Raw genomic sequence first — 21,934 nt, 5'->3', positions numbered from 1 at the left:
TCATGCGCGCAAGGATCGCGTTCAGGCGGGCTGGGGCACCACGCGTTTTTTGCCGATCCGCAAGGCGATGACCGCGGCGATCAAGCCCGTGATGCCGGAAATGACGAAAGCCATCAGGTAGCTGCCTTGCGCTTCGCGGATGGCGCCCGCCATCCAGGCGGCGCTGGCGGCGCCCAACTGGTGGCCCGCGACGATCCAGCCGAACACGATGCCGGCGTCGCGCTCGCCGAAGGCTTCGGTGGTCAGGCGCAGGGTGGGCGGCACGGTGGCAATCCAGTCCAGCCCGAAGAAGATGGCGAAGATCGACAGGCTGTAGAACGAGAAATCGGAGTAGGGCAGGTAGATCAGCGACAGGCCGCGTAAGGCGTAGTAGACGAAGAGCAGCTTGCGCGGGTCGTAGCGGTCGGTCAGCCAGCCCGAGGCCGTGGTGCCGACCAAGTCAAAGATGCCCATCAATGCCAGCAGGCCCGCGGCTTGCACTTCCAGCATGCCGTGGTCGCCACACAGCGCGATCAGGTGCGTGCCGACCAGGCCATTGGTAGTGAAGCCGCAAATGAAGAATGTGGCGAACAGGAACCAGAAGGTGGGGGTCTTGGACGCGCGCGCCAGAGCGCCGAACGTGGCGGCCAACATGCCGGTGCGCGGCGCAACGGGAGCGGGCGGGGCGTGCGGGTCGCTACCGAAGGGCACTAGCCCGACGTTGGCCGGGCGGTCGGGCACCAGCCACCAGGCCAGCGGCACCATCGCCGCGGCGGCCGCCGCCACCGTCCAGACCACGCGCGTCCAGTCTCCGGAAGACGCCAAGGTGGCAAGAATGGGCAGGAATACCAGCGTGCCACTGGCAGTACTGGCAGTCAGCAAGCCCATCATCAAGCCGCGATGCTTGGTGAACCAGCGGTTTACGATCGTGGCGCCCAGCACGGAGGCGACGGCGCCGGAGCTCAAGCCCGAGAAAACGCCCCAGCTCATCAGCAGGTGCCAGGGCTCGGTCATGTACGCGCTGACCGCGCTGGAGGCGGACATCAGGACCAGCGCGGTGATCAGCACGCGGCGCAAGCCAAAGCGTTCCATCGCGGCGGCGGCGAAGGGGCCGACCAGTCCATAAAGAAAGATGCCCGCGGCGGCGGCGAATGAAATCGAACTGCGGCTCCAGCCAAAGGCTTCTTCCAGCGGTACCAGCAGTACGCTGGGCGTGGAGCGCAGCCCGGCAGACACGAGCAAGGCCAGGAATATCACCGCGACCACGACAAAAGCGTACTTTTGCCCGGCGCGGCGGAAGGGGATTGGGGGGTGGGTTATAATCATGTTACTGACCGGTACGTATCGGGTTTGCGAATTTGCGAATAGTACGTACCGGTCAGTAACATCGTCAAGCGCTTTTTGATGAATGTGTTTTTCGCGCCGTTTTCAGGAGTCCAGCATGGCCACCAAGCCTTCCCCCGCGTCCGATATCGCACCCGATATTTCGTCCACGACAGTGGCGCAACCCGCCGCCAAGCCGCTGCTTGCGGCCGACCGCATCCGCAAGACGGCGCGCGAAATGTTCTACCGCGATGGCATCCGCGCCGTGGGCGTGGACGCCATCGTCAATCAAGCCGGCGTGACCAAGCCCAGCCTATACCGCAGTTTTTCGTCCAAGGACGAATTGGCGGCGGCCTATCTGCGGGATTACGAGGGCGAATTCTGGGCACGTTTCGATGCTGCTTGCGCCGCACATCCGGGCGACCCGCGCGCGCAGTTGCTGGACTACCTGTCGGGTCTGAGCAAGCGCGCGGTGGTAAACGGCTATCGCGGTTGTGGGCTGACCAACGCGGCAGTCGAATACCCCGAACCCCACCATCCGGCCCGCGCGGTGGCCGTGGAGCACAAGCTAGAGCTGCGGCGCCGCTTGAACGAGATGGCGGCAGGCATGGGCGCGCACGACCCCGAGGCCTTGGCCGACGGCTTGCTGCTGTTGATTGAAGGCGCCTTTGTTTCCAGCCAGCTATTCGGCGAGGGCGGCCCGGCCGGGCGCGTGGCGGAGATGGCCGACAAGCTGATTCAGGCGTATCGAGTCGTCTGAATGGGGGACGGCGCTGCACAGAACTAGTGCTTAACGTGGTGCCACTTGCACCGCTTTGGTGGTGTTTGTACCCATTGCACAACGATTAAAAAAATGCTTGAAGTTTTTATTGCGACGCAACAAACGCGGATCTAACATGAAGTCGTGTTGTTCCACATCGCGCTTTCTCAAGGAGAGAATCATGAGCGATACCGCGTTGAAAAATGCCCGTATGTCGGATGCGCTGGAGCGGTCCTTGATCCGCGAGGCCGTCAAAGCGGAAACCCTGTCCGGTCCCTTCAACCGTGGCCTATGGCTGCGCCTGAAGGTGCGCGTGGCCTCCTTCGGCGGCGCTGTCGGCGAAGTTCTGCACGACATGGACGTGGGCCGAAAGCAGCATCCGGTCGTCTCCGCCTACCACTAAGGCGCGAGCCCGCCCGCCGCCACCACGGCGCAAGCGGCAAGCCAAAGAAACGCCAGCAGACGCTGGCGTTTTTTTTGGCCTAGACCATCATGTCGACAAGCAGGTAGCCGTCCAGGATCACGATGCCCACGGTGGCGCTGATGGCGGCCCAGGCCCAGGCGCCGCGCAACGCATAGTGGCCCATCACGCCCTTGCGGCAGGCCAACACCACCAGCGGGCCCAGCGCGAAGGGCAGGGCCAGGCTCAGGATGACCTGGCTCAGCACGAGCAATTCGTCGGGATCCTTGCCGCCCGTGAAGATCAGCAGACCGACGGCCGCCGCGCCCGCAATCAAGCGGGTGGCCAGTGCGCGGCGCCGATCCGACCAGTTGCTGCGAATCTGGAAACCCTTGGACAGGATGCGTCCGGCCAGCACCCCGGTGATCGTGGAGCTTTGCCCGGCGGCGTACAGCGCCACCGCGAAGACGACCGCGGCGCCGATGCCCAGGTTGTGGCCGATGACGGCGTGCGCGTCATCCAGGCTGGATACGATCAGGCCCGATCCTGACAGCGAGGCGGCCGCCACGATCATGATCGCCGAGTTGATCAGCATGGCCACGCCCAGCGACACGATGGTGTCGTTGCGGGCCACGCGCATCGCCATGCCGCGCGCGGACGACGGCAGCGACTGCGCGCGTTCCGCCAGCGAGCCGGAATGCAGATACAGGTTGTGCGGCATCAAGGTGGCGCCCAGGATGCCCAGCGCAATCAGGAAACCCTGGGGATTGCGCAATGCCTCACCGGTTTCCGTGACGCCGTGCGCCACGGCCGTCCAGTTGGGATTCGCCTTGAACAGCAGGAACACGAACGACGCGGCCACCACGCCCAGCAGCACCGCGATGACCCGTTCATGGCGGTCGGCGTTGCCGCGCGTCAAGGCCAGCACGGCGAACGTACCTACCCCGGTTACGGCCACACCCGCGATCAGGGGCAGGTCGAACAACAGCCGCAACGCAATGGCCCCGCCGATCAGTTCAGCCAGGGCGGTGGCCAGAATGGCGGCTTCGCCCGCCAGCCACGCGGCCTTGGACCAACGCGCGGGCAGATGGCGAGCGGTCAGCGTGGCCAGGTCTTGCCCGGTGGCCAGCGCCAGGCGCGACACCAAAATCTGGAAGCCCAGCGCCAGGAATGCCGAGGTGATGACGACCATCAGCAGGCCGTAGCCGAAGCCGCTGCCGCCCGCGATGTCTGTCGCCCAGTTGCCCGGATCGATGTAGCCCACGGCCACCAGAATGCCCGAGCCGACCATGCGGCGCAGGTTCGCCGACACTTGGGCGTCCTGGGCCAGGGCGGCTTTGCCGCCTGAGATCGCGTAGATGAAACTGGTCATGCGGCGCTCCTGAGAATGGTTCTCATTTTCTAGAAGCGCCTGGTGGCCGTCAAATTGATTTTGGAAAAGCTTGGGATAGGGCGGGCCAATCGGGTGGGTTGGCTCGGTGTCCAATCGGGTATCCCAATCGGATAGGCTAATGGCGCCGGCCAAGGCCAGCCCCATCAGCCGGTGTCGCGCTTAGGACTTGAGTTTCGCGTCCATGGTGATCTTGGCGTTCAGCACCTTCGAAACCGGGCAGCCGGTTTCTGCCTTGCGCGCGGCCTCTTCGAAGGCCTGGGCAGTGGCGCCCGGAATGACGGCTTCCACGGTCAAGTGCACGGCGGTAATGGAAAAGCCATCGTCCACCTTGTCCAGCGTGACTTCGGCCTTGGTATCCAGGCTGGTGGCGACCATGCCGGATTCGGACAGGATGTTCGATAGCGCCATCGTGAAGCAGCCGGCGTGCGCGGCACCCAGCAATTCTTCGGGGTTCGTGCCCGGCGTGTCGCCAAAGCGGGTGTTGAACCCGTAGGGCTGGGCCTTGAGTGCGCCGCTTTGGGTGGAGATCGTGCCCTTGCCAGTCTTCAGATCGCCCGACCAGGCGGCGGATGCGGTTTTCTTCATAGTGACTCCTTTAAGGGATGGGCGCGTGCGTCGCGGGCGCGCCCGGTGCAAAAAGACGACCGCCAGCGGGGCGGCGTGCCTTGCCGTGCAAGGCATGAACGATGATAAGACGAGGCCGGGGGGCGGGCGCGGAATCCACCGGTGCGCAACGGCAAGCCGATGTAACGGCAGCGGCTATCTTGGGCCGATCGTCCACGGTACGACGCGGTCCATCAGGCAAAATAGCGGCATCTGTTTAACCACCCCAAGAGCTGCTGTCATGCCTCGCAATTTTCTTCGCTATGCCTGCGCCGTCGCGCTGGTGCTGCCCACCTTGACGTCCCAAGCCGAAATCGTGATCGGTGTGGATGTGTCCACCACCGGCCCCGCCGCCGCCATTGGCATCCAGACCAACAACGCGATCCGCCTGTGGCCCGACACGCTGGGTGGGGAGCCGGCGCGCTATGTGGTGCTGGACGATGGCACCGACGTCAGCCGCGCGGTGAAGAACCTGCGCAAGCTGACGTCCGAAGACAAGGTCGACGCCATTGTCGGCCCCAACACCACGGCGGCCGCCCTGGCCGCGCTGGACGTGCTGGCCGAAACCAAGACGCCGATGATTGCGCTGGCGGCCTCCAGCGTCATCGTGGAACCCCTGTCCGATCCCAAGCGGGCCTGGGCGTTCAAGATGCCGCAGAACGATTCGCTGATGGCCACCGTGCTGGTCGAGGATATGAAGAAGAAGGGCCTGAAGAACGTGGCCTTCATCGGTTTCGCGGATTCCTATGGCGATAGCTGGTGGAAGGAGTTCAACGCCGCGGCCGGCAACGACCTGAAGATCGTGGCACAGGAACGCTTTCAGCGTACCGATGCATCGGTGGTGGGGCAGGTGCTGAAGGTGATCTCGGCCAAGCCGGACGCCGTGCTGATTGCCGGCGCGGGCACGCCCTCGGCCCTGCCGCAAAAGACCTTGCTGGAACGCGGCTACACCGGCGCCGTCTATCAGACCCATGGCATCGGCACGCTGGAATTCCTGCAAGTCGGCGGCAGGGATGTGGAAGGCACCCTGTTCCCGACCGGCCCGGGCGTGGTGGCGCGCGAGTTGCCCGACAGCAATCCGGTGAAGAAAGTGGCCGTAGAGTTTGCCGACAAGTACGAAGGCCAATACGGCGCCAATACGTTGACGCAGTTTGCGGGTGACGCCTATGGCGCCTGGATGCTGCTGGATTCGGCGGTGGGCCGCGCGCTGAAAACGGGCGCCAAGCCCGGTACGCCGGAGTTCCGCGCCGCGTTGCGCGATGCGCTGGAGAACACGCGCGATCTGGTCGTGCCCAATGGCGTGCTGAATATTTCGAAGGACAATCATCAAGGGTTTGACGAGCGCGCCCGGGTGATGGGCATCGTCAAAAACGGCCGCTTTTCGTACGCACAATAGCGCAGCCATGTTTTTCTACGTTTCGTAACGTCTGCTGACGCTCCATAGAGCATCGGCCCCCAAAAGCAGGCTTAGGCCTGCTTTTTTACGCCTATATGATTCGTGTCGAAATCATTTAATAGCGTATTATTTTTAGTGAAGCCATGCACCTAGAAATAAATTTGGGAGAAAAAATCCATGACCTTGCTTCAATCCAAACGCTTGCTGCTGGCCTTGGGCCTGGGCGTGTTGGCCGCGTGTTCCGACTCGGGGGGCGACAAGCCCACTGCGGCTGACGGGGCGCCCGCCAGCGCTACCAACACGCTGGAAGCCGCCAAGGCCGCAGGCAAAATCCGCATCGGTTACGCCAACGAGGCGCCGTTTGCGTACATGGACAGCAAGGAAGCCAAGGTCACGGGTGAATCCGTGGAAATTGCGCGCGTGGTGCTCAAGCGCATGGGCATCAACGAGGTGGAAGGGGTGCTGACCGAGTTCGGTTCATTGATTCCCGGTCTGGCCGCCAAGCGTTTCGACATCATCGCCGCCGGCATGTACGTGACGCCCGAGCGCTGCAAGCAGGTGGCGTTTTCGGACCCGACTTATGGGGTGGGAGAGGCCTTCCTGGTGAAAAAGGGCAATCCCAAGAACCTGCACAGCTATGAAGACGTGGTGAAAAATCCGGATGCCAAGCTGGGCGTGGTGGTGGGCGCCATCGAGGGCGAATACGCCGAAAAAGTGAAGATTCCGTCGGGCCAGATCGTGGTGTTTCCGGACGCTGTCAGCGCCTTGTCGGGCGTGCAGGCGGGCCGCGCCGATGCCTACGCCGCCACGGGCTTGACGGTCAACGACCTGATGGGCAAGACGCAGGCGGGCAGCGACCTGGAAAAGGCGGACCCGTTCACCGACCCGGTGATCGACGGCAAGGGCGTACGCGGCTACGGCGCCTATGCGTTCCGCACCGACGACAAGGAATTTGCCACGGCTTTCAACGCCGAACTGAAAAAATTCATCGGCACGGACGAGCACAAGAAACTGGTGGCGCCTTTTGGCTTTACCGAAGATGAACTGCCACAGGGCGTGACGGCCGCCAAGCTCTGCGCCGGCCAGTAAGGAGCGCCGATGCAACTTCTCTCGGAACATATCGCGGCGCTGGTGCCGCCCCTGCTTGAGGGTCTGGGGGTCACGCTCCAGATCATGGCGGGCGCCGTCGTGCTGGCGGTGCCCCTGGCGCTGGCCTCGGGCATCGGCCGCCTGTCAACGTTGCGGCCCGTGCGCTGGCTGTCATCGGTCTACGTCGAGGTTTTTCGGGGCACATCGGCCCTGGTGCAATTGTTTTGGTTCTATTTCGTGCTGCCGCTGTTCGGCGTCCAGTTGCCGGCCATGCTGGTGGGCATCGTGGTGCTGGCCTTGAATGCCGGGGCCTACGGCGCCGAGGTGGTGCGTGGCGCCATCCGGGCCGTGCCGCCGGGCCAGCGCGAAGCGGGCATCGCCTTGAATCTGACGCGCGCGCAGATCATGCGGCGCATCGTGGTGCCGCAGGCGATCCCGGCCATGCTGCCGCCCGCCGGCAACCTGCTGATCGAACTGATGAAGAACACGGCGTTGGTGTCGCTGATCACCATCACCGACCTGACCTTCCGTGGCCAACTGCTGCGCAGCGAAACCCTGCGTACCACCGAGATTTTCACCTTGATGCTGTTGATGTACTTCGCGGTGGCCCTGGTGATCACGGCCGGCGTGCGCATGCTTGAGCGGAGGGTCCGCGTCCGATGACACCGATATTTGATTGGTCTTTCGCGCTGGAGATCCTGCCGACGCTGGGTTCGGCGCTGGTCATCACGATTCAGGCGACGCTGTTGGGCATGCTGGTGGCGATTACGCTGGGTCTGGTCCTGGCCATGCTGCGGCGCTCGCGCTTGCACATTGTGTCGCTGCCCACGGCGTTCGTGATCGAGTTCATCCGCAGCACGCCGCTTCTGGTGCAGATGTACTTCCTGTTCTATGTGCTGCCGCTGACCGGCGTGCAGATGTCGCCGTTGGCGACCGGCATCGTCGCGCTGGGCGTGCATTACGCCACGTACTGCGCCGAGGTCTATCGCGCCGGCATTGAAGCAGTGCCGCGCGGGCAGTGGGAAGCCGCCACGGCGTTGAACATGTCGCGCTGGCGCACGGCGGTGGGTGTGGTGCTGCCGCAGGCGATTCCGCCGGTGGTGCCCGCGCTGGGCAACTATCTGGTTGCGATGTTCAAGGACACGCCGCTGCTGTCGGCCATCACGGTGGTTGAACTGCTGCAGCAAAGCAAGATGATCGGATCCGCGACGTTCCGGTACACCGAACCCCTGACGCTCGTGGGCGTGCTGTTCCTGGCCTTGAGCCTGGTGGCGGCGTGGGGTGTGCGCGGCCTGGAGGCCCGCCTGCAACGATATGGAGGAAAGCGATGAGCGCCAGCTTGACCATCAAGAATCTGCACAAGCGTTACGGAGATCTGGAGGTGCTGCGCGGCATCAATCTGGAAATCCCGGCGGGCCAGACGGTGGCCGTGATCGGGCCATCCGGGTCGGGCAAGTCCACCTTGCTGCGTGTACTGATGACGCTGGACCAGCCCACCAGCGGTGATATCGAGATCGATGGCCAAACGATGTGGACGGACGAACAGGGCCGGCCCGTGGGCGTCAATTCCGAATACCTGCGCCGCGTGCGCGGCAAGATCGGCATGGTGTTCCAGCACTTCAACCTGTTCCCGCACATGACCGCGCTGGGTAACGCCATGGAAGCGCCGATACACGTGCTGGGCATGTCCAAGGACCAGGCGCGCGAACGCGCCGTGGAATACCTGGACATGGTGGGGCTGGGCGACAAGCTCGATGTATACCCGGCGCAGTTGTCCGGCGGCCAGAAGCAGCGCGTGGGCATCGCGCGCGCGCTGGCCATGTGCCCGGAAATCATGTTGTTCGACGAAGTGACGTCGGCGCTTGATCCCGAGTTGGTCGGCGGCATTCTGGAAATCTTGCGCAAGCTGTCGGCCCGCCGCAGCATGACGATGATCATCGTGACCCACCAGATGAAATTCGCAGAACGCAGCTCCGACCGCACGCTGTTCTTCGATCAGGGCAATATCGTCGAGGACGCGGAATCTTCCGTGCTGTTCAGCCAGCCGAAAGAAGCGCGTACGCGGCAGTTCCTGGATTCGGTGATCGAAGGCCAATAGCCGGGGCGTTTAACCCTGACGGGGGCGATGGGATTGCGCTTTGCGTCAAGCGCGGGCGCTATGCTTTCGCATCCCATGCCCGGAGGCGTCCATGAGTCACCTGTTCAGTCCCACGTCGGTCGGTAACGTCCCACTGGCCAATCGCATCGTCATCGCACCCATGTGCGAATACTCGGCCGAAAACGGCTGTGCCACCGATTGGCACATGATCCATCTGGGCCATCTGGCCTTGTCTGGTGCGGCGCTGCTCTTCACGGAAGCCACCTCGGTGGAGCCCGATGGCCGCATATCGCCGGGAGACCTGGGGCTGTGGTCGGACGAGACCGAGGCGGCGTTGGGCCGCGTGGTGGCCGCGGTACGCCGCTATTCGCCTATCAAGCTGGGCATCCAGTTGGGCCATGCCGGCCGCAAGGCGTCCAGCGACGCACCCTGGAACGGTGGCCAACTGGTGCCGCCGTCCGAAGGCGGCTGGCAGGGTTGGGCGCCGTCGCCCATTGCGCACAAAGCATCCGAACCGCCGCCGCTGGCGCTGGATGAAGCCGGCCTGGCGCGTGTGCGCGATGCCTTCGTGGACAGCGCGCGCCGCGCCATCCGCCTGGGCTTTGACGCCATCGAGCTGCACGCCGCGCACGGCTACCTGCTGCACCAGTTCTTGTCGCCCGTGGCGAACCTGCGCACGGATGCCTATGGCGGCTCGCTTGAAAATCGCATGCGCTTTCCGCTTGAAGTGTTCCAGGCGCTGCGTGAAGCCACGCCGTCTTCGGTTGCACTGGGTGTGCGCGTGTCGGCCACGGATTGGGTGGAGGGCGGCTGGGATCTTGAGCAGACGCTGGTCTTTGCGCAGCAGTTGAAGGAGCGCGGCTGCGAGTTCATTGACGTGTCCAGCGGCGGTGTTTCGTCGCAGCAGAAAATTCCGGTGGGGCCGAACTACCAGGTGCCCTTTGCGGCCGAGATCAAGCGCCAGGTCGGTATGCCGACGATTACGGTAGGCTTGATCACCGAGGCGCAACAGGCCGAGGACATCCTGGCCGAGGGCCAGGCGGATATGGTCGCGCTGGCGCGCGGCATGCTGTATGACCCGCGCTGGCCCTGGCACGCGGCGGCGCAATTGGGCGGGCAAGTGTCGGCGCCGCACCAGTACTGGCGTTCGCAACCGCGCGAACTGAAGGAATTGTTTGGCGAGACACGCTTCGGCCAGCGCTGAAGCTGAATCGCCGTGCCTGCAATGAAAAATCGCCGCTTCAAGCGGCGATTTTTTTTAGACGAACGGGTTTGCCGTGGTCTTACAGGCGCGCGTAGGCCTGTTCCAGTTCGCGCGCCATCGCGTCGGCGAAATCCGCGCTGGTGGGATCCAGTTGCGTCAGCAGGCGAGCCAGCACGACGTTGTCTTCTTCGCCGTTCCAGATCTTGATGTAGGTGCCTTCCTTGTAGCCGTGCTGCTGGCGGAAGATGTTCAACACGTTCTTCGACACGTATTGCGTGTAGGCGTCGTTCCAGCTCATTTCGCACGCCGTCATGGTCTGTTCCAGCACCTTGTAGCTGGCGCGGCCGCAGACGGCCAGGCCGCCGATCAGTTCCAGCAGTTCTGGCACGGGCAGGGCGCCCAGCGAATAGGTCTTGCCGTCCAGCGTGACCGAGGCGGGCGTGGCCAGGTCGGCCATCAGCGCGCGCGCGGCATCGGCTTGCTGGCCGTGGGCTTGGACGATGGTGTGCGACAGGTAGAAGTGCAGGATGTCCACCAGTTCCATCTGCACCTGGGGCAGGTCGATGGTTTGCTTCTTCCACCATTTCCAGCCGTAGTGCTCGAGCGCTTCGGCGGACTCAACAAAAGCGGCGCGCAGGAAACGCGATCCGCCATTGACCCAGTCGGGATTGATCATGCTGTTCAAGTGGTCCTGCAGCTTCAGCATCGTGGCCGCTTGGGCTTGGTTCAATCCGACAACGTTATTCACTTTTACTCCGTAATTCTTGAGGGTCTTTGCGACGGCGGCGGAAATGTTAGCACCAATGCCGGGCGGCCCAGCGGCTTCAGTTGTCCTTGCGATAGGACGACGTTTTCAGCGGCGGCAATTTGCCCAGCGGCGTGCCGCGCGCCTTGCGCGCGCTGCCGGCGGCCTTCAGCAGCATGACCGCGAAGAACCCCAGGAATACCGCGGGCATCAACTCGTCCAGCTCGAAATGGGGGCTGCGCAGCACGCGGAAGGCAATGTTGGCGGCCGCCCAGCCCGCCAGCACGCCGCCCACGGTCAGGATGACGCCGAATTTGCGCTGGCGTGCGCGCTGGGCCATCGAGATTTCAGCCGCGTCGGAAGGCGCGGTGGCGCCAGGGGAGCCGGTGTTGCGCGCGGGCGGGGCCGTGTTGCCCCAGGGGGCGGTGGACAAGGAGTCGCCCGAGGCGGGGGCCGGTACGGGGACCGGCACGGCGACGCTAGCCTGGCGCGACGCGCGGCCCTTTTCGGGCACCTTGCCGGGCGTGACACCGCCCGCGCGCGACAGGTTTTCAATGTAGCGCGCGAAATCGCCGTCTTTCGGCTCCAGGTCAATCGCCATGCCATTCTCCAATCAGTTGCCGCGGCCTTGTCCCGCCCGTTGCCGAGCCGGTTGACGGCGCTTGCGCACCATGGCCAGCAGAAGCCCGCATCCTAGCAGCACTGACAGGCCCGCGCCGATCATCATGGCGATTTGCTGTGCGTTTTCCGCCGTGCCCAGGCTGCGCGCCGTGATGTAGCCCGGCGCCAGCATCAAGGGCATCCACAGCAGCGCCGACATGACATTGGCCAGTTGGAAGCGGTGGTGCGCCATGCCCATCACGCCGGCGACGGTGGGAATGGTTGAGCGGATGGGGCCCAGAAAGCGGCCGATCAGGACCGAGGCGAATCCATAGCGGTAAAAGAACAGCCGCGCGCGCGCCACGCCGGTGCGTTGCTGCTTGAGCGGCCAGCGGCGCAAAACGCCCGGGCCGGCCCAGCGGCCCAGCCAATACGACACCGCGTCACCCACAATGGCGCCGGCAATACCCCAGGCGACCACGCCCCAGGGGTCCAGCGTGCCCGCGCCGATCAGGCCGCCCGTCAGCAGCATCAGCGCCGTCGCGGGAATGAACAGGCCCAACAGCACCATCGATTCCCCCATGGTAAGCAGGAACGTGATGGGGCCTGCCCACACCTGGTTGGCCTCGATGAACAGGCCGATCTTGTCGATATATTGATCCATGGACGCAGAGTCTGAAAATTAGCTGAAAGCAATCGGGTATCTTAACGCCTGGCTTGATGGCCAAATGTTATCTAGGCTGTCTGATTGATGCGGCTGATGGAAAGTTCGACTGGGAAACTATGGATTCGGTAACACAAGCCGTGCTGGGCGCGGGCATACAAGGCGCGCTGCTGGGGCGCTTCCAGGGGCGCCGGGCGCTGATGTATGGGGCGGTGCTGGGCAGCCTGCCCGATCTGGACGTATTGGTGCGGTACCCCGATCCGGTATCGCTCATGACCTATCACCGGGGCTTCTCCCATTCCGTATTCGTGCTGACCGGCCTGGCCATGCTGCTTGCCTGGCTGATACGCAAATATTGGCCACAGGCACCCTATAGCGGGCGACGGCTATTTCTGACGATATGGCTGGTGCTGGTGACGCATCCGATACTGGATTCGTTCACCATCTACGGCACGCAGCTTTTCTGGCCGATGACCACCATTCCCGAAAGCTGGTCGGCCATTTTCATTATTGATCCGGTCTACACGGTGCCGATGTTGCTGGCGGTGTTCTACGCCATTGCTGTCGGGATGACGCAGCGCGCGCGCCGCTTCCTGGCGGGCGTGCTGGTCTTCAGCACCGCGTACCTGGGCTTTGGCCTGGCCAGCCGCATTGCCGCCGAGGACCGGGTGCGCGAGGCCATGCGTGAACAGGGCATCGCCGTGACCGAGCTGCGGGCCGTGTCGATGCCGTTCAATACCCTGGTATGGCGCGTGATTGCCAAGACGCCGGACGGTGACTACTACGAAGCCGTCAGCAGCCTGTTTGATCGCGGGCCGCCGGAATGGCTGCGCCAGCCGCTGCACCTGGACTTGGCGCGTGCACTGGACGACGCGCCGCTGCACCAGCGCCTGCAATGGTTCACGGACGATTGGCTGCGCTACGACGCCATCGGCGACGCCTTGGTGGTGAGCGATTTGCGCATGGGCATGGCGGGGCATTACACCTTCCGCTTCAAGATGGCGGAGCGCACGCCGGAGGGCGGCTGGAAGCCGGTGACGCCGTCCAGTTGGCCAAGCGAGCGGGGCGGTTGGGAAGAGTTGAAGCTGGTGCTGGCGCGCATCCTGCATGCCCAGCCGCCGTTGCCGCTGGCGCAGTGGTCCACGCTGGCCGACCGGTAGATCACGACGGCTGTATTCACTTAATCAACTTAAGGTTGTTCAAGCCCCCGATGAAACCGGGGGCTTTTTTTCGTCGGCACATTCCGTATTGACCGCGTTCCCGGCCCTGGATTATGCTTGTTCTCTATTAAGGAACTTTAGTTCCAATTTATGGAACAAATATGAGCATTCTAGACGGAGTCCAGCGCGTCCTGTCGCTCTACGCGGACGGCGCCATGGAACTGAGCTTCACCGATGTCGCGGCGCGCCTGGCCATGCCCAAAAGCACGGCATCGCGCGTGCTGAACCAGATGCAGCACTACGGCTTGCTGGACCAGGATCCGGCCACGCGCCGGTATCGCCCCGGCGCCTTGCTGGCCCAGGCGGTGCGCGCCGGCATGGCCGCCACGCCGCTGGACGAAGCCTGCCGCGACGTGCTGGCCCGGCTGTCCGAAGACAGCGGCCTGACCGCCTATCTATCCACCTTGAACCAGCGCGAAACCGTGGTGCTGCAGCGCTTGAACGGCTCGCATCCCGTGCAGGTGCTGTCGCCGCCCGGTTCGCGTCGCAATGCCTCGGGCACGGCGATGGGCCGTGTGCTGCTGTCGCGCTTGAGCGATACCGAATTCCAGGCGCTGTATGGCGCCGACCCCACGCAGCCCTTGCCCATGGAAGGCCGTGATTGCCCCGCCACCGTGGGCGACCTGGCGCGGCTGGTCGAGCAGACGCGCGCCGATCACTGCGGCGTCGCCATCGACCAGGCCATGCCCGGCATCGGCGCCGTGGCCGCCGCCGTGCGAGATCCCGCCACGGGTGAATTGCGCGGCCTGTGCCTGTCATTCGTGTCATTCCAGGCCGATGCCGAGCGCGTGGCGCGCCTGCGCGAAGCCGTGCTCACGCACGTGGCCGGGCTGGGGCGCCAATTGAACGATCCCTACTGGCTTACCTGAATTCTTCCCTTTTGCTTTTGTTGACGGAATCTCTTCCATGAACCTTTTGCTACTCAGCAATTCCAGCAGCGACGCCGGTTATCTGGTCCACGCCATGCCGGACATCCGCGAACTGATCAACACGCTGCCGCCCGGTGCGCCTGCCGTGTTCGTGCCGTTTGCCGGCGTCACGCGCGGCTGGGACGACTACACCGCGCTGGTGGCCTCGGCCCTGGCGGACACGGGCCTGTCCATTGAAGGCCTGCATCGTGCAGCAGACCCCGTGGCCGCGCTGGAAAATGCCGCCGTCATCATCGTGGGCGGTGGCAACACGTTCAACCTGTTGGGGCAATTGCGTCGCCAGGGCTTGCTGGACGTGGTCAAGCGCCGCGTTCGCGCGGGCGCGGCGTATCTGGGCTGGAGCGCTGGTTCCAACCTGACGTGCCCCACCATCTGCACCACCAACGACATGCCCATCACCGACCCGGGCGGTTTCGACGGCCTGGACTTGATCACGTTCCAGATCAACCCGCACTACACCAACGCGCATCCGCCCGGACACCGTGGCGAAACGCGCGCCCAGCGTCTGGCCGAGTTCTGCACGCTGAACCCGGCGATGCCGGTGCTTGGGCTGCCCGAAGGATCGGGCCTGCGCGTGCGCGGCCAGCAAGTCTCGCTGATCGGCCCGCACGACGCCCCGTTGTTCCTGGGCCGCGAAGAGCCGCGCGTCTTCCGTCCGGGTCCGCTGGAGATTCCGGCATGAAGCAGGTGATCGACACCATCGAACTGCTGTCCTCGGCGCACATTACCGGCGAGGCCGTGGCCAAGGTGCTGCGCGACGCCGGCGATTGCGACGTGGAAGTCACCCGCCTGGAACGCGACGGCGCGGCTACCGATTTCCTGTCCATCGTCATTCCCGGCCTTGATGCCGCCGCGCCGCAGTTGGGCATCGTCGGCCGTCTGGGCGGCATCGGCGCGCGACCCGCCGTGACGGGCCTGGTGTCCGATAGCGATGGGGCCGTGGTGGCCATTGCCGCCGCGCTCAAGCTGATGGCGATGGCGCGCCAGGGCGACGTGATGCCGGGCACAGTACGCATTCGCACGCACATCTGCCCGCGGGCCGGCACGCGCCCGCATCATCCCGTGCCGATGATGCGTTCGCCTTTTCCCATGCGCGAAATGATGTCGCACGAAGTGGACCCGCGCATGGACGCGATCCTGTCCGTGGACACCACGCGCGGCAACCGCCTGGTGAACAAGCGCGGCGTGGCGCTGACGCCGGTGGCCAAGCAGGGTTACCTGCTGCGCATTCCGGAAACGATGCTGGATGTGATGGGCTGGGTCAGCGGTGAACTTCCCGTGACCCTGCCGCTGACCACGCAAGACATCACGCCCTACGAAAACGGCCTGTGGCATGTGAATTCGCTGATGCAGCCGGCCACCGCGACCGACGCGCCCGTGATGGGCGTGGCGCTCACCGCGCAGACCACGGTGCCCGGCTGCGCCACGGGCGTAACAAACGCCGTGGACGCCGATGTCGCGATGCGCTTCTGCATAGAAGTTGCCAAGCTGTACGGCCAGCGCACGCTGACGTTCTACAACGAAGCAGAGTGGCACACGCTGCAAGCCCACTACGGCTCAATGGCGCGCTTACAGACCGTGCCACGTAGGATGGGTGAAGCGCGCGATAACAAAGACAAGAACCCCGCCACCGAAAGCGCGTAACCCATCGCGCGGTGCTGCGATTTTGGTTCTGTGTCTGAAGTTGTGCTGGTTCTGTGGCTGAAATTGTTTTGGTGCTGGCGTTGCCTGATGGGTTCCGCGCGTTCGCCGTTGTTTTTCTTGCCCAGGCTTTCTCGCGCTTCACCCATCCTACGTTGGAAAGCGTGCTGCGATTTCCGCGATCAGGCGGCGCGCGGCTTCCAGCTTGTCGCCCGCCGGCAGCGGATGCGCGCCTTGCTCGTCGAACAGGACCAGTTCGGTGGTGTCCGCGTCCATGACCTTGTGCGCCAGGTTACCCACCAGCAGCGGGATGCCCTTGCGCTGGCGCTTGGCTTCGGCGTGCTCGGCCAGTTTTTCGGTTTCGGCCGCGAAGCCGACGCACCACGGGCCGTTTTCCAGCTTGGCCACTTCGGCCAGGATGTCCGGATTCGGTTCGAATTCCATCAGCGGCGCGCCGCCGCCTTCGCTTGTCTTCTTCAGTTTTTGCGTGCTGACGTTCTTCACGCGCCAGTCGGCCACGGCGGCCACGGCAATGAAGATGTCGGCATCGGCCGCGCTGGCCATCACGGCGTCATGCATCTGGCGCGCGGTCATGACCGACAGCGCCGTCACGCCGCGTGGCACGGGCAGGAAGGTGGCGCCGGTGATCAAGGTCACGCGCGCACCGGCTTCGCGCGCGGCACGGGCCAGCGCGTAGCCGGTCTTGCCCGACGAGCGGTTGCTCAGCACGCGCACCGGGTCGACCGGTTCGGACGTGGGGCCCGCGGTCAGCAGCACGTGGCGTCCCGCCAGCAGCTTGGGCTGGAAAAACGCAATCAGGTCGCTCAGCAGCTCATGCGATTCCAGCATGCGGCCGTCGCCAGTCTCACCGCAAGCCTGCTCGCCCGCCGACGGGCCCAGCACGCTGATGCCGTCGGCCCGCAGTTGTTCAACATTGCGCTGGGTAGCCGGGTTGGCCCACATCTCGCGGTTCATGGCGGGCGCCACCAGCAAGGGGCAGGCGCGCGCCAGGCACAGCGTGGACAGCAGGTCGTCGGCCATGCCGTGCGCCAGCTTGGCCATGAAGTCGGCGCTGGCGGGCGCGATCAGCACCGCGTCTGCGCCGCGCGTCAGGTCGATGTGCGCCATGTTGTTGGGCACGCGCGCATCCCAGGCGTCCACGAATACCGGCCGGCCGGACAGGGCTTGCATCGTTACTGGCGTGATGAAGTGCGTGGCCGCCTCGGTCATTACCACGTCGACGGTGGCGCCTTGTTCGGTCATGCGCCGCACCAGCTCGGCGATTTTGTAGCAGGCGATGCCCCCGGTCAGACCGAGGACGATGCGTTTGCGGGCGAGATCGAGCATGAGGGCGTGGCGGCGGGTTCAGCGCCGTGAAAACGAGGAATGGAGGGTGATTTTATTCTGCATTGCGGCATTGCGCCGTTCGCCATGCATTCAGGGGGTATCAAACATGGCAAAAGCCAGGGGAGGGGGTGGCCGGGGCAGGACTGCCCCGGCGCGAAGTCGTCAAGCCTGCGGCTTCTTGCGGGCGCGCAAAAGTTCGTCCAGCACCAACAGCACGGCGCCGCAACTGATTCCCACGTCCGCCAGGTTGAAGGCGGGAAAGTAGGACTCGTTCCAGTAGAACAGCAGGAAGTCCACCACGTGGCCATAGGCCACGCGGTCGATGACGTTGCCGACGGCGCCGCCCAGAATCAGTGTCAGCGCCAAGCTGAAGCGCGGTTGGCCATGCGTGCGCCGCAGGATGATCGTGATGACCACGGCCGCCACGCAGCCCAGGCCCGTGAACAGCCAGCGCTGCCAGCCTTCCTCGGACGCCAGGAAGCTGAACGCGGCCCCCCGGTTGTACATCAGCGTGAAGTCGAACACCGGCAGCACGTTGACGCGTTCGCCATATTGGAACGAGGTGTTGAAGTACACCTTGGTCAATTGGTCCAGCACGATGATCAGCAAGGCCAGCGCCAGCCAGCCGCCCACGCGCGCCGGGGCGGCGCGGGCGGGCGCCGTGCCCGTCACTCCCGAATCGGAGGGGCGGGCCATGTTCACGCCTTGTCGCGGGCTTCGCCCGAGCCGAACAGGTTGGACACGCAGCGGCCGCAGATCTCGGGATGGTCCGCGTCCTGGCCCACGTCAAGGCGCCAGTGCCAGCAGCGTTCGCACTTCTTGTGCGTCGACGGCGTGACCTCGATGCGGGTGTCGCCTTCGCCCGCATGCACGGTGGCGCGCGACACGATCAGCACGAAGCGCAGGTCGTCGCCCAGGCTGGCCAGCAATTGCTGGTCGTCGCCGCTGGCGTAAAGATCCACTTCGGCTTGCAACGACGAACCGATGTCGCCCGCCGTGCGCACTGCTTCCAGCTTGCGCTGGACCTCGGCGCGGATGGCGCGCAGGCGCGTCCACTTTGCCGACAGCGCGTCGGCATCGGCAAACGGCGGCAGCGCGTGATAGACCTCGGTGAAGATCGTGGTGCGGGCAGCGTCGGCCTGGTGCTTGAGCGCCGAGCCCACCAGTTCCTTCCAGGCTTCTTCGGCCGTGAAGGACAGGATGGGCGCCATCAGCTTGAGCAGCGTCTGCGTGATGTCCAGCAGCGCGGTCTGCGCCGAGCGGCGCGCCACGCTATTGGGCGCCGACGTGTACAGGCGGTCTTTCAGGATATCCAGGTAGAAGGCGCCCAGGTCTTCCGAGCAGAACGTCTGCAAGCGCGAGACCGCCGGGTGGAAGTCGTAGCGTTCGTAGTTGGCCTGCACTTCCGACTGCATCTGCGCCGTCATCGCCAGCGCGTAGCGGTCGATTTCGAACAGATCGCCATACGGCACGGCCTGCGACACCGCGTCGAAGTCGGCCACGTTGGCCAACAGGAAACGCAGCGTGTTGCGGATACGGCGGTAGCCTTCGACCACGCGCTTCAGGATTTCGTCCGAGATGGACAGTTCGCCCGAGTAGTCGGTGGAGGCGACCCACAAGCGCAGGATTTCAGCGCCCAGCGAGTCCGACACCTTTTGGGGCGCAATCACGTTGCCCACCGACTTGCTCATCTTGCGGCCTTGGCCATCCACCACGAAGCCGTGCGTCAGCAGCGCTTTGTAGGGCGGTTGGCCGTACAGCATGCAGCCGGTCAGCAGCGACGAATGGAACCAGCCGCGATGCTGGTCCGAGCCTTCCAGGTACAGGTCGGCGGGCCAGCCGAGTTCAGCGCCGTGCGAACCGGCGAAGTCGCCATCCTTGCCGCCCAGCACCGTTGCGTGCGTGCTGCCGGAATCGAACCAGACGTCCAGCGTGTCGCGGTTCTTTTCGTATTGGTCGGCTTCGTCGCCGAGCAGGTCGCGCGGTTCCAGCGCTTGCCAGGCTTCAATGCCGCCTTGCTCGACGCGCTGCGCCACCTGCTCCAGCAGTTCGGACGTGCGCGGATGCAGCTCGCCGGTTTCCTTGTGCACGAAGAAGGCCATCGGCACGCCCCATTGGCGCTGACGCGACAGGGTCCAATCCGGGCGGTTGGCGATCATGGCGTGCAAGCGGGCACGGCCCCAGGACGGGTAGAAGGCCGTGGCGTCGATACCGGCCAAGGCCGATTCGCGCAGGGTCGGGCCGCCGTCCTTGGGGGCCACGTCCATGCCGGCGAACCATTGGCTGGTGGCGCGGTAGATGATCGGCGTCTTGTGGCGCCAGCAGTGCATGTAGCTGTGCTTGTGCTTTTCGACGTGCATCAGCGCGCCGGCTTCGGTCAGCGCTTCGACGATCTTCGGGTTGGCATCCCAGATGGACAGGCCGCCGAACAGCGCCAGGCTGTCCACGTACTTGCCGTCGCCCATGACGGGGCTGATGAAGTCGGTGTCTTTCATGCCGTGCGCCTTGCACGACACAAAGTCTTCAATGCCGTAGGCCGGGGCCGAGTGCACGACGCCCGTGCCCGAGTCTGCCGTGACGTAGTCGCCCAGGTAGATCGGTGCGCGGCGGTCGTAGGCGTCGTTGAACTGCGCCAGCGGATGGCGGAATTCGATTTCGGACAGCGCCTCGCCGGGGGCCGTGGCGATGATTTCGCCTTCCAGATTCCACGACTTCAGGCAGGCTTCGACGCGGTCTTTCGCGACGAGCAGCAGCGGGCCGAACTTGGGCGCCGGCGACACACGCACCAGCGCGTATTCGATTTCCGGATGCACGTTCAGCGCCTGGTTGGACGGGATGGTCCAGGGCGTGGTGGTCCAGATGACGATGGCGCCGTCATCCACCGAGTCCAGCCCGAAGGCGGCGGCCAGCTTGGCCGGTTCGGCGAACGGGAAGGCGACGTCAACGGCGGGGTCGACGCGGTCGGCGTATTCGACTTCGGCTTCGGCCAAGGCGGAACCACAGTCAAAGCACCAGTTCACGGGCTTCAGGCCGCGAAACACATAGCCCTTGTCCAGGATGCGGCCCAGCCCGCGGATTTCGTCGGCTTCATTGCTGAAGTTCATGGTCATGTACGGGCGATCCCATTCGCCCAGCACACCCAGTCGCTTGAAATCCTTGCGCTGGCGGTCGATCTGCTCAAGCGCGTAGGCGCGAGCTTTCGACTGCACTTCCGCCACGGGCAGATGCTTGCCGAATTTCTTTTCGATCTGGATTTCGATCGGCATGCCGTGGCAGTCCCAGCCCGGCACGTAATGCGCGTCATAGCCGGCCATGTTGCGGCTCTTGACGATGATGTCCTTCAGGATCTTGTTGACCGCGTGGCCGATGTGGATGTCGCCGTTCGCATAGGGCGGGCCGTCATGCAGCACGAAACGGGGCCGGCCGCGGCTGGCTGCTCGGATCGCCTGGTAGACGTGGTTTTCCTCCCATTGCGAAATCCAGGCGGGCTCGCGCTTGGCAAGGTCGCCCCGCATGGGGAAGGGGGTATCGGGCAGGTTGAGGGTCTTTTTATAGTCCATGAACGGCAAAATAAGCGCGCGCGTTTCGCGCGTCTTCGGCGATGGCGGCAGTCAGGGAAGGGAGGTCAGGAAATTTTTCTTCGTCCCGCAGCTTGTGCAGGAATTCGACGCGTACGAGTTTACCGTAAGCATTGATCGTGTCTTCGAGCAGGTGTGACTCAAGTAGCACTCTGCCACGGTCTTCGACGGTTGGGCGCACGCCCAGGCTGGCCACGGCGGGCAAGGGCCGGTCGGCCAGCCCATAGACCTGCACCACGTAAATGCCGGAGCGCGCGGCGCAGCGTTCGGCCACGCGCAGGTTCATGGTGGGGTAGCCCAGGGTGCGGCCCAGCTTCTGGCCGTGGATGACGTGGCCGCTGATATGGAAGGGGTGGCCCAGCAGGTGGCGGGCGCGGTCCAGGTCGCCCACGGCCAGCGCCGTGCGCACCTCGGAACTTGAAATGCGATGGCCTTGCTGGTCGGTCACGTCCGCCAGCGTCTGTACTTCAAAGCCGTGGAGCATGCCGGCTTCGCGCAGCAGATCGATGTCGCCGCTGCGCTTGTGGCCAAAGCGGAAGTCTTCGCCCACCAGCAGCCATTTGGTTTGCAGGCCCTGGACCAGCAGGTTTTCGATGAACGCATTGGCCGACATTTCAGCCAGCCGGGCGTTAAAGCGCTGCACCACCACCTGAGAGACGCCATAGCGCGCCAGCGCCGACAGCTTGTCGCGCAAGCCCGACACTCGGGTAGGCGCCAATTCGGGGCGTTGGTTCAGCGTGGCGAAATACTCCCGGGGATGCGGCTCGAACGTCATCACGGAAGGGGTAAGACCGCGCTCGCGGGCGGCCTGGCAGACGCGAGCCAGCATGGCTTGATGCCCGCGATGGACGCCGTCGAAATTGCCGATCGTCAGCGCGCAAGGAGCGCGCCGGTCGGGCGGAGGCAGGGATCGGTAGATACGCAGCGATGGTTTCACGAGCGAGAGTTTACAATTTTGGATTCCG

At 64.5% G+C, this 21,934-nt stretch carries 22 protein-coding genes; 12 read left to right on the top strand and 10 right to left on the bottom strand.

Translation table 11 applies throughout. The features are described 5' to 3' along the window. Positions 1-21 precede the first annotated feature (21 nt). The gene (locus CVS48_RS22350; RefSeq protein WP_100856349.1) at positions 22-1,305 is read right to left on the bottom strand and encodes an MFS transporter; all 1,284 of its coding nucleotides are present in this window, start codon (positions 1,303-1,305) and stop codon (positions 22-24) included. Between the two features lie 115 nt (positions 1,306-1,420). Here CVS48_RS22350 and CVS48_RS22345 point away from each other — a divergent pair, with 115 nt between their 5' ends. Both CVS48_RS22345 and CVS48_RS22340 read left to right on the top strand, forming a co-directional pair. After that, positions 1,421-2,062 (top strand): TetR/AcrR family transcriptional regulator, encoded by a 642-nt coding sequence (locus tag CVS48_RS22345; protein WP_100856348.1) that lies wholly within the window; start codon positions 1,421-1,423, stop codon positions 2,060-2,062. Positions 2,063-2,243: 181 nt separating this feature from the next. Beyond that, the gene (locus tag CVS48_RS22340; RefSeq protein ID WP_100856347.1) at positions 2,244-2,465 is read left to right on the top strand and encodes an XRE family transcriptional regulator; all 222 of its coding nucleotides are present in this window, start codon (positions 2,244-2,246) and stop codon (positions 2,463-2,465) included. Between the two features lie 79 nt (positions 2,466-2,544). Here CVS48_RS22340 and CVS48_RS22335 read toward each other — a convergent pair whose 3' ends face one another. Together CVS48_RS22335 and CVS48_RS22330 are read right to left on the bottom strand one after the other, a co-directional pair. Continuing rightward, a complete protein-coding gene (locus CVS48_RS22335) occupies positions 2,545-3,834 on the bottom strand; it encodes an Nramp family divalent metal transporter (RefSeq protein ID WP_100856346.1) in 1,290 nt (429 codons plus the stop codon). Positions 3,835-4,014: 180 nt separating this feature from the next. Further along, on the bottom strand, positions 4,015-4,440 hold the full coding sequence (locus CVS48_RS22330; RefSeq protein WP_100856345.1) for an OsmC family protein: 426 nt from the start codon (positions 4,438-4,440) through the stop codon (positions 4,015-4,017). 259 nt (positions 4,441-4,699) lie between these two features. Here CVS48_RS22330 and CVS48_RS22325 point away from each other — a divergent pair, with 259 nt between their 5' ends. From CVS48_RS22325 to CVS48_RS22300, 6 genes are all read left to right on the top strand, one after another. After that, complete coding sequence (locus CVS48_RS22325; RefSeq protein ID WP_100856344.1) at positions 4,700-5,854, top strand: ABC transporter substrate-binding protein; 1,155 nt, start codon at positions 4,700-4,702, stop codon at positions 5,852-5,854. 177 nt (positions 5,855-6,031) lie between these two features. Then, complete coding sequence (ehuB, locus tag CVS48_RS22320) at positions 6,032-6,943, top strand: ectoine/hydroxyectoine ABC transporter substrate-binding protein EhuB (RefSeq protein ID WP_100856343.1); 912 nt, start codon at positions 6,032-6,034, stop codon at positions 6,941-6,943. Between the two features lie 9 nt (positions 6,944-6,952). Further along, entirely contained in the window at positions 6,953-7,606 is a 654-nt protein-coding gene (gene ehuC / locus CVS48_RS22315) for an ectoine/hydroxyectoine ABC transporter permease subunit EhuC (RefSeq protein WP_100856342.1), read from the top strand. Continuing rightward, the gene (gene ehuD / locus CVS48_RS22310) at positions 7,603-8,274 is read left to right on the top strand and encodes an ectoine/hydroxyectoine ABC transporter permease subunit EhuD (protein WP_100856341.1); all 672 of its coding nucleotides are present in this window, start codon (positions 7,603-7,605) and stop codon (positions 8,272-8,274) included. Before ehuC ends, ehuD begins: the two co-directional genes overlap by 4 nt. Beyond that, positions 8,271-9,041, top strand: a complete 771-nt coding sequence (gene ehuA / locus CVS48_RS22305; RefSeq protein ID WP_100856340.1) for an ectoine/hydroxyectoine ABC transporter ATP-binding protein EhuA — start codon at positions 8,271-8,273, stop codon at positions 9,039-9,041. The genes ehuD and ehuA overlap by 4 nt, the downstream gene beginning before the upstream one ends. A gap of 91 nt (positions 9,042-9,132) precedes the next feature. Then, the gene (locus CVS48_RS22300) at positions 9,133-10,245 is read left to right on the top strand and encodes an NADH:flavin oxidoreductase/NADH oxidase (protein WP_100856339.1); all 1,113 of its coding nucleotides are present in this window, start codon (positions 9,133-9,135) and stop codon (positions 10,243-10,245) included. A gap of 79 nt (positions 10,246-10,324) precedes the next feature. Here CVS48_RS22300 and CVS48_RS22295 read toward each other — a convergent pair whose 3' ends face one another. The 3 genes from CVS48_RS22295 to CVS48_RS22285 all read right to left on the bottom strand — a co-directional run bounded on the left by CVS48_RS22295 (position 10,325) and on the right by CVS48_RS22285 (position 12,254). Then, positions 10,325-10,975, bottom strand: coding sequence for a dUTPase (locus CVS48_RS22295; RefSeq protein WP_100856338.1), 651 nt, complete (start codon positions 10,973-10,975; stop codon positions 10,325-10,327). 94 nt (positions 10,976-11,069) lie between these two features. Further along, positions 11,070-11,591 (bottom strand): hypothetical protein, encoded by a 522-nt coding sequence (locus tag CVS48_RS22290; RefSeq protein WP_100856337.1) that lies wholly within the window; start codon positions 11,589-11,591, stop codon positions 11,070-11,072. A 12-nt stretch (positions 11,592-11,603) separates the two neighbouring features. Beyond that, positions 11,604-12,254, bottom strand: a complete 651-nt coding sequence (locus tag CVS48_RS22285; protein ID WP_100856336.1) for a DedA family protein — start codon at positions 12,252-12,254, stop codon at positions 11,604-11,606. Positions 12,255-12,373: 119 nt separating this feature from the next. Here CVS48_RS22285 and CVS48_RS22280 point away from each other — a divergent pair, with 119 nt between their 5' ends. From CVS48_RS22280 to CVS48_RS22265, 4 genes are all read left to right on the top strand, one after another. Then, entirely contained in the window at positions 12,374-13,414 is a 1,041-nt protein-coding gene (locus CVS48_RS22280; RefSeq protein WP_100856335.1) for a metal-dependent hydrolase, read from the top strand. 161 nt (positions 13,415-13,575) lie between these two features. Then, complete coding sequence (locus CVS48_RS22275; protein WP_100856334.1) at positions 13,576-14,343, top strand: IclR family transcriptional regulator; 768 nt, start codon at positions 13,576-13,578, stop codon at positions 14,341-14,343. 37 nt (positions 14,344-14,380) lie between these two features. Then, positions 14,381-15,085 (top strand): dipeptidase PepE, encoded by a 705-nt coding sequence (gene pepE, locus CVS48_RS22270; protein WP_100856333.1) that lies wholly within the window; start codon positions 14,381-14,383, stop codon positions 15,083-15,085. Then, positions 15,082-16,047, top strand: coding sequence for a DUF1177 domain-containing protein (locus CVS48_RS22265; RefSeq protein ID WP_100856332.1), 966 nt, complete (start codon positions 15,082-15,084; stop codon positions 16,045-16,047). The genes pepE and CVS48_RS22265 overlap by 4 nt, the downstream gene beginning before the upstream one ends. 147 nt (positions 16,048-16,194) lie before the next feature. Here the strand turns inward: CVS48_RS22265 and coaBC are convergent, their stop codons facing one another. The 4 genes from coaBC to CVS48_RS22245 all read right to left on the bottom strand — a co-directional run bounded on the left by coaBC (position 16,195) and on the right by CVS48_RS22245 (position 21,906). After that, positions 16,195-17,391 (bottom strand): bifunctional phosphopantothenoylcysteine decarboxylase/phosphopantothenate--cysteine ligase CoaBC, encoded by a 1,197-nt coding sequence (gene coaBC, locus CVS48_RS22260; RefSeq protein ID WP_100856331.1) that lies wholly within the window; start codon positions 17,389-17,391, stop codon positions 16,195-16,197. 162 nt (positions 17,392-17,553) lie between these two features. Next, positions 17,554-18,087 (bottom strand): signal peptidase II, encoded by a 534-nt coding sequence (lspA, locus tag CVS48_RS22255; RefSeq protein WP_100856330.1) that lies wholly within the window; start codon positions 18,085-18,087, stop codon positions 17,554-17,556. 2 nt (positions 18,088-18,089) lie between these two features. Then, on the bottom strand, positions 18,090-20,951 hold the full coding sequence (ileS, locus tag CVS48_RS22250; RefSeq protein ID WP_100856329.1) for an isoleucine--tRNA ligase: 2,862 nt from the start codon (positions 20,949-20,951) through the stop codon (positions 18,090-18,092). Then, a complete protein-coding gene (locus CVS48_RS22245) occupies positions 20,941-21,906 on the bottom strand; it encodes a bifunctional riboflavin kinase/FAD synthetase (protein WP_100856328.1) in 966 nt (321 codons plus the stop codon). The genes ileS and CVS48_RS22245 overlap by 11 nt, the downstream gene beginning before the upstream one ends. Between the last annotated feature and the right edge of the window lie 28 nt (positions 21,907-21,934).

Source organism: Achromobacter spanius (assembly GCF_002812705.1).
Classification (GTDB): Bacteria; Pseudomonadota; Gammaproteobacteria; order Burkholderiales; family Burkholderiaceae_B; genus Achromobacter; species Achromobacter spanius.
The sequence above is the reverse complement of the archived record's forward strand: the minus strand, read 5'-3'. Positions and strand labels throughout refer to the sequence as shown.

Excerpts from the sequence above, each read along its gene's own strand:
- CVS48_RS22350 (WP_100856349.1), bottom strand. The coding sequence starts at position 1,305 with ATGATTATAACCCACCCCCCAATCCCCTTCCGCCGCGCCGGGCAAAAG.
- CVS48_RS22345 (WP_100856348.1), top strand. The coding sequence starts at position 1,421 with ATGGCCACCAAGCCTTCCCCCGCGTCCGATATCGCACCCGATATTTCG.
- CVS48_RS22340 (WP_100856347.1), top strand. The coding sequence starts at position 2,244 with ATGAGCGATACCGCGTTGAAAAATGCCCGTATGTCGGATGCGCTGGAG.
- CVS48_RS22335 (WP_100856346.1), bottom strand. The coding sequence starts at position 3,834 with ATGACCAGTTTCATCTACGCGATCTCAGGCGGCAAAGCCGCCCTGGCC.
- CVS48_RS22330 (WP_100856345.1), bottom strand. The coding sequence starts at position 4,440 with ATGAAGAAAACCGCATCCGCCGCCTGGTCGGGCGATCTGAAGACTGGC.
- CVS48_RS22325 (WP_100856344.1), top strand. The coding sequence starts at position 4,700 with ATGCCTCGCAATTTTCTTCGCTATGCCTGCGCCGTCGCGCTGGTGCTG.
- ehuB (WP_100856343.1), top strand. The coding sequence starts at position 6,032 with ATGACCTTGCTTCAATCCAAACGCTTGCTGCTGGCCTTGGGCCTGGGC.
- ehuC (WP_100856342.1), top strand. The coding sequence starts at position 6,953 with ATGCAACTTCTCTCGGAACATATCGCGGCGCTGGTGCCGCCCCTGCTT.
- ehuD (WP_100856341.1), top strand. The coding sequence starts at position 7,603 with ATGACACCGATATTTGATTGGTCTTTCGCGCTGGAGATCCTGCCGACG.
- ehuA (WP_100856340.1), top strand. The coding sequence starts at position 8,271 with ATGAGCGCCAGCTTGACCATCAAGAATCTGCACAAGCGTTACGGAGAT.
- CVS48_RS22300 (WP_100856339.1), top strand. The coding sequence starts at position 9,133 with ATGAGTCACCTGTTCAGTCCCACGTCGGTCGGTAACGTCCCACTGGCC.
- CVS48_RS22290 (WP_100856337.1), bottom strand. The coding sequence starts at position 11,591 with ATGGCGATTGACCTGGAGCCGAAAGACGGCGATTTCGCGCGCTACATT.
- CVS48_RS22285 (WP_100856336.1), bottom strand. The coding sequence starts at position 12,254 with ATGGATCAATATATCGACAAGATCGGCCTGTTCATCGAGGCCAACCAG.
- CVS48_RS22280 (WP_100856335.1), top strand. The coding sequence starts at position 12,374 with ATGGATTCGGTAACACAAGCCGTGCTGGGCGCGGGCATACAAGGCGCG.
- CVS48_RS22275 (WP_100856334.1), top strand. The coding sequence starts at position 13,576 with ATGAGCATTCTAGACGGAGTCCAGCGCGTCCTGTCGCTCTACGCGGAC.
- pepE (WP_100856333.1), top strand. The coding sequence starts at position 14,381 with ATGAACCTTTTGCTACTCAGCAATTCCAGCAGCGACGCCGGTTATCTG.
- CVS48_RS22265 (WP_100856332.1), top strand. The coding sequence starts at position 15,082 with ATGAAGCAGGTGATCGACACCATCGAACTGCTGTCCTCGGCGCACATT.
- coaBC (WP_100856331.1), bottom strand. The coding sequence starts at position 17,391 with ATGCTCGATCTCGCCCGCAAACGCATCGTCCTCGGTCTGACCGGGGGC.
- lspA (WP_100856330.1), bottom strand. The coding sequence starts at position 18,087 with ATGGCCCGCCCCTCCGATTCGGGAGTGACGGGCACGGCGCCCGCCCGC.
- ileS (WP_100856329.1), bottom strand. The coding sequence starts at position 20,951 with ATGGACTATAAAAAGACCCTCAACCTGCCCGATACCCCCTTCCCCATG.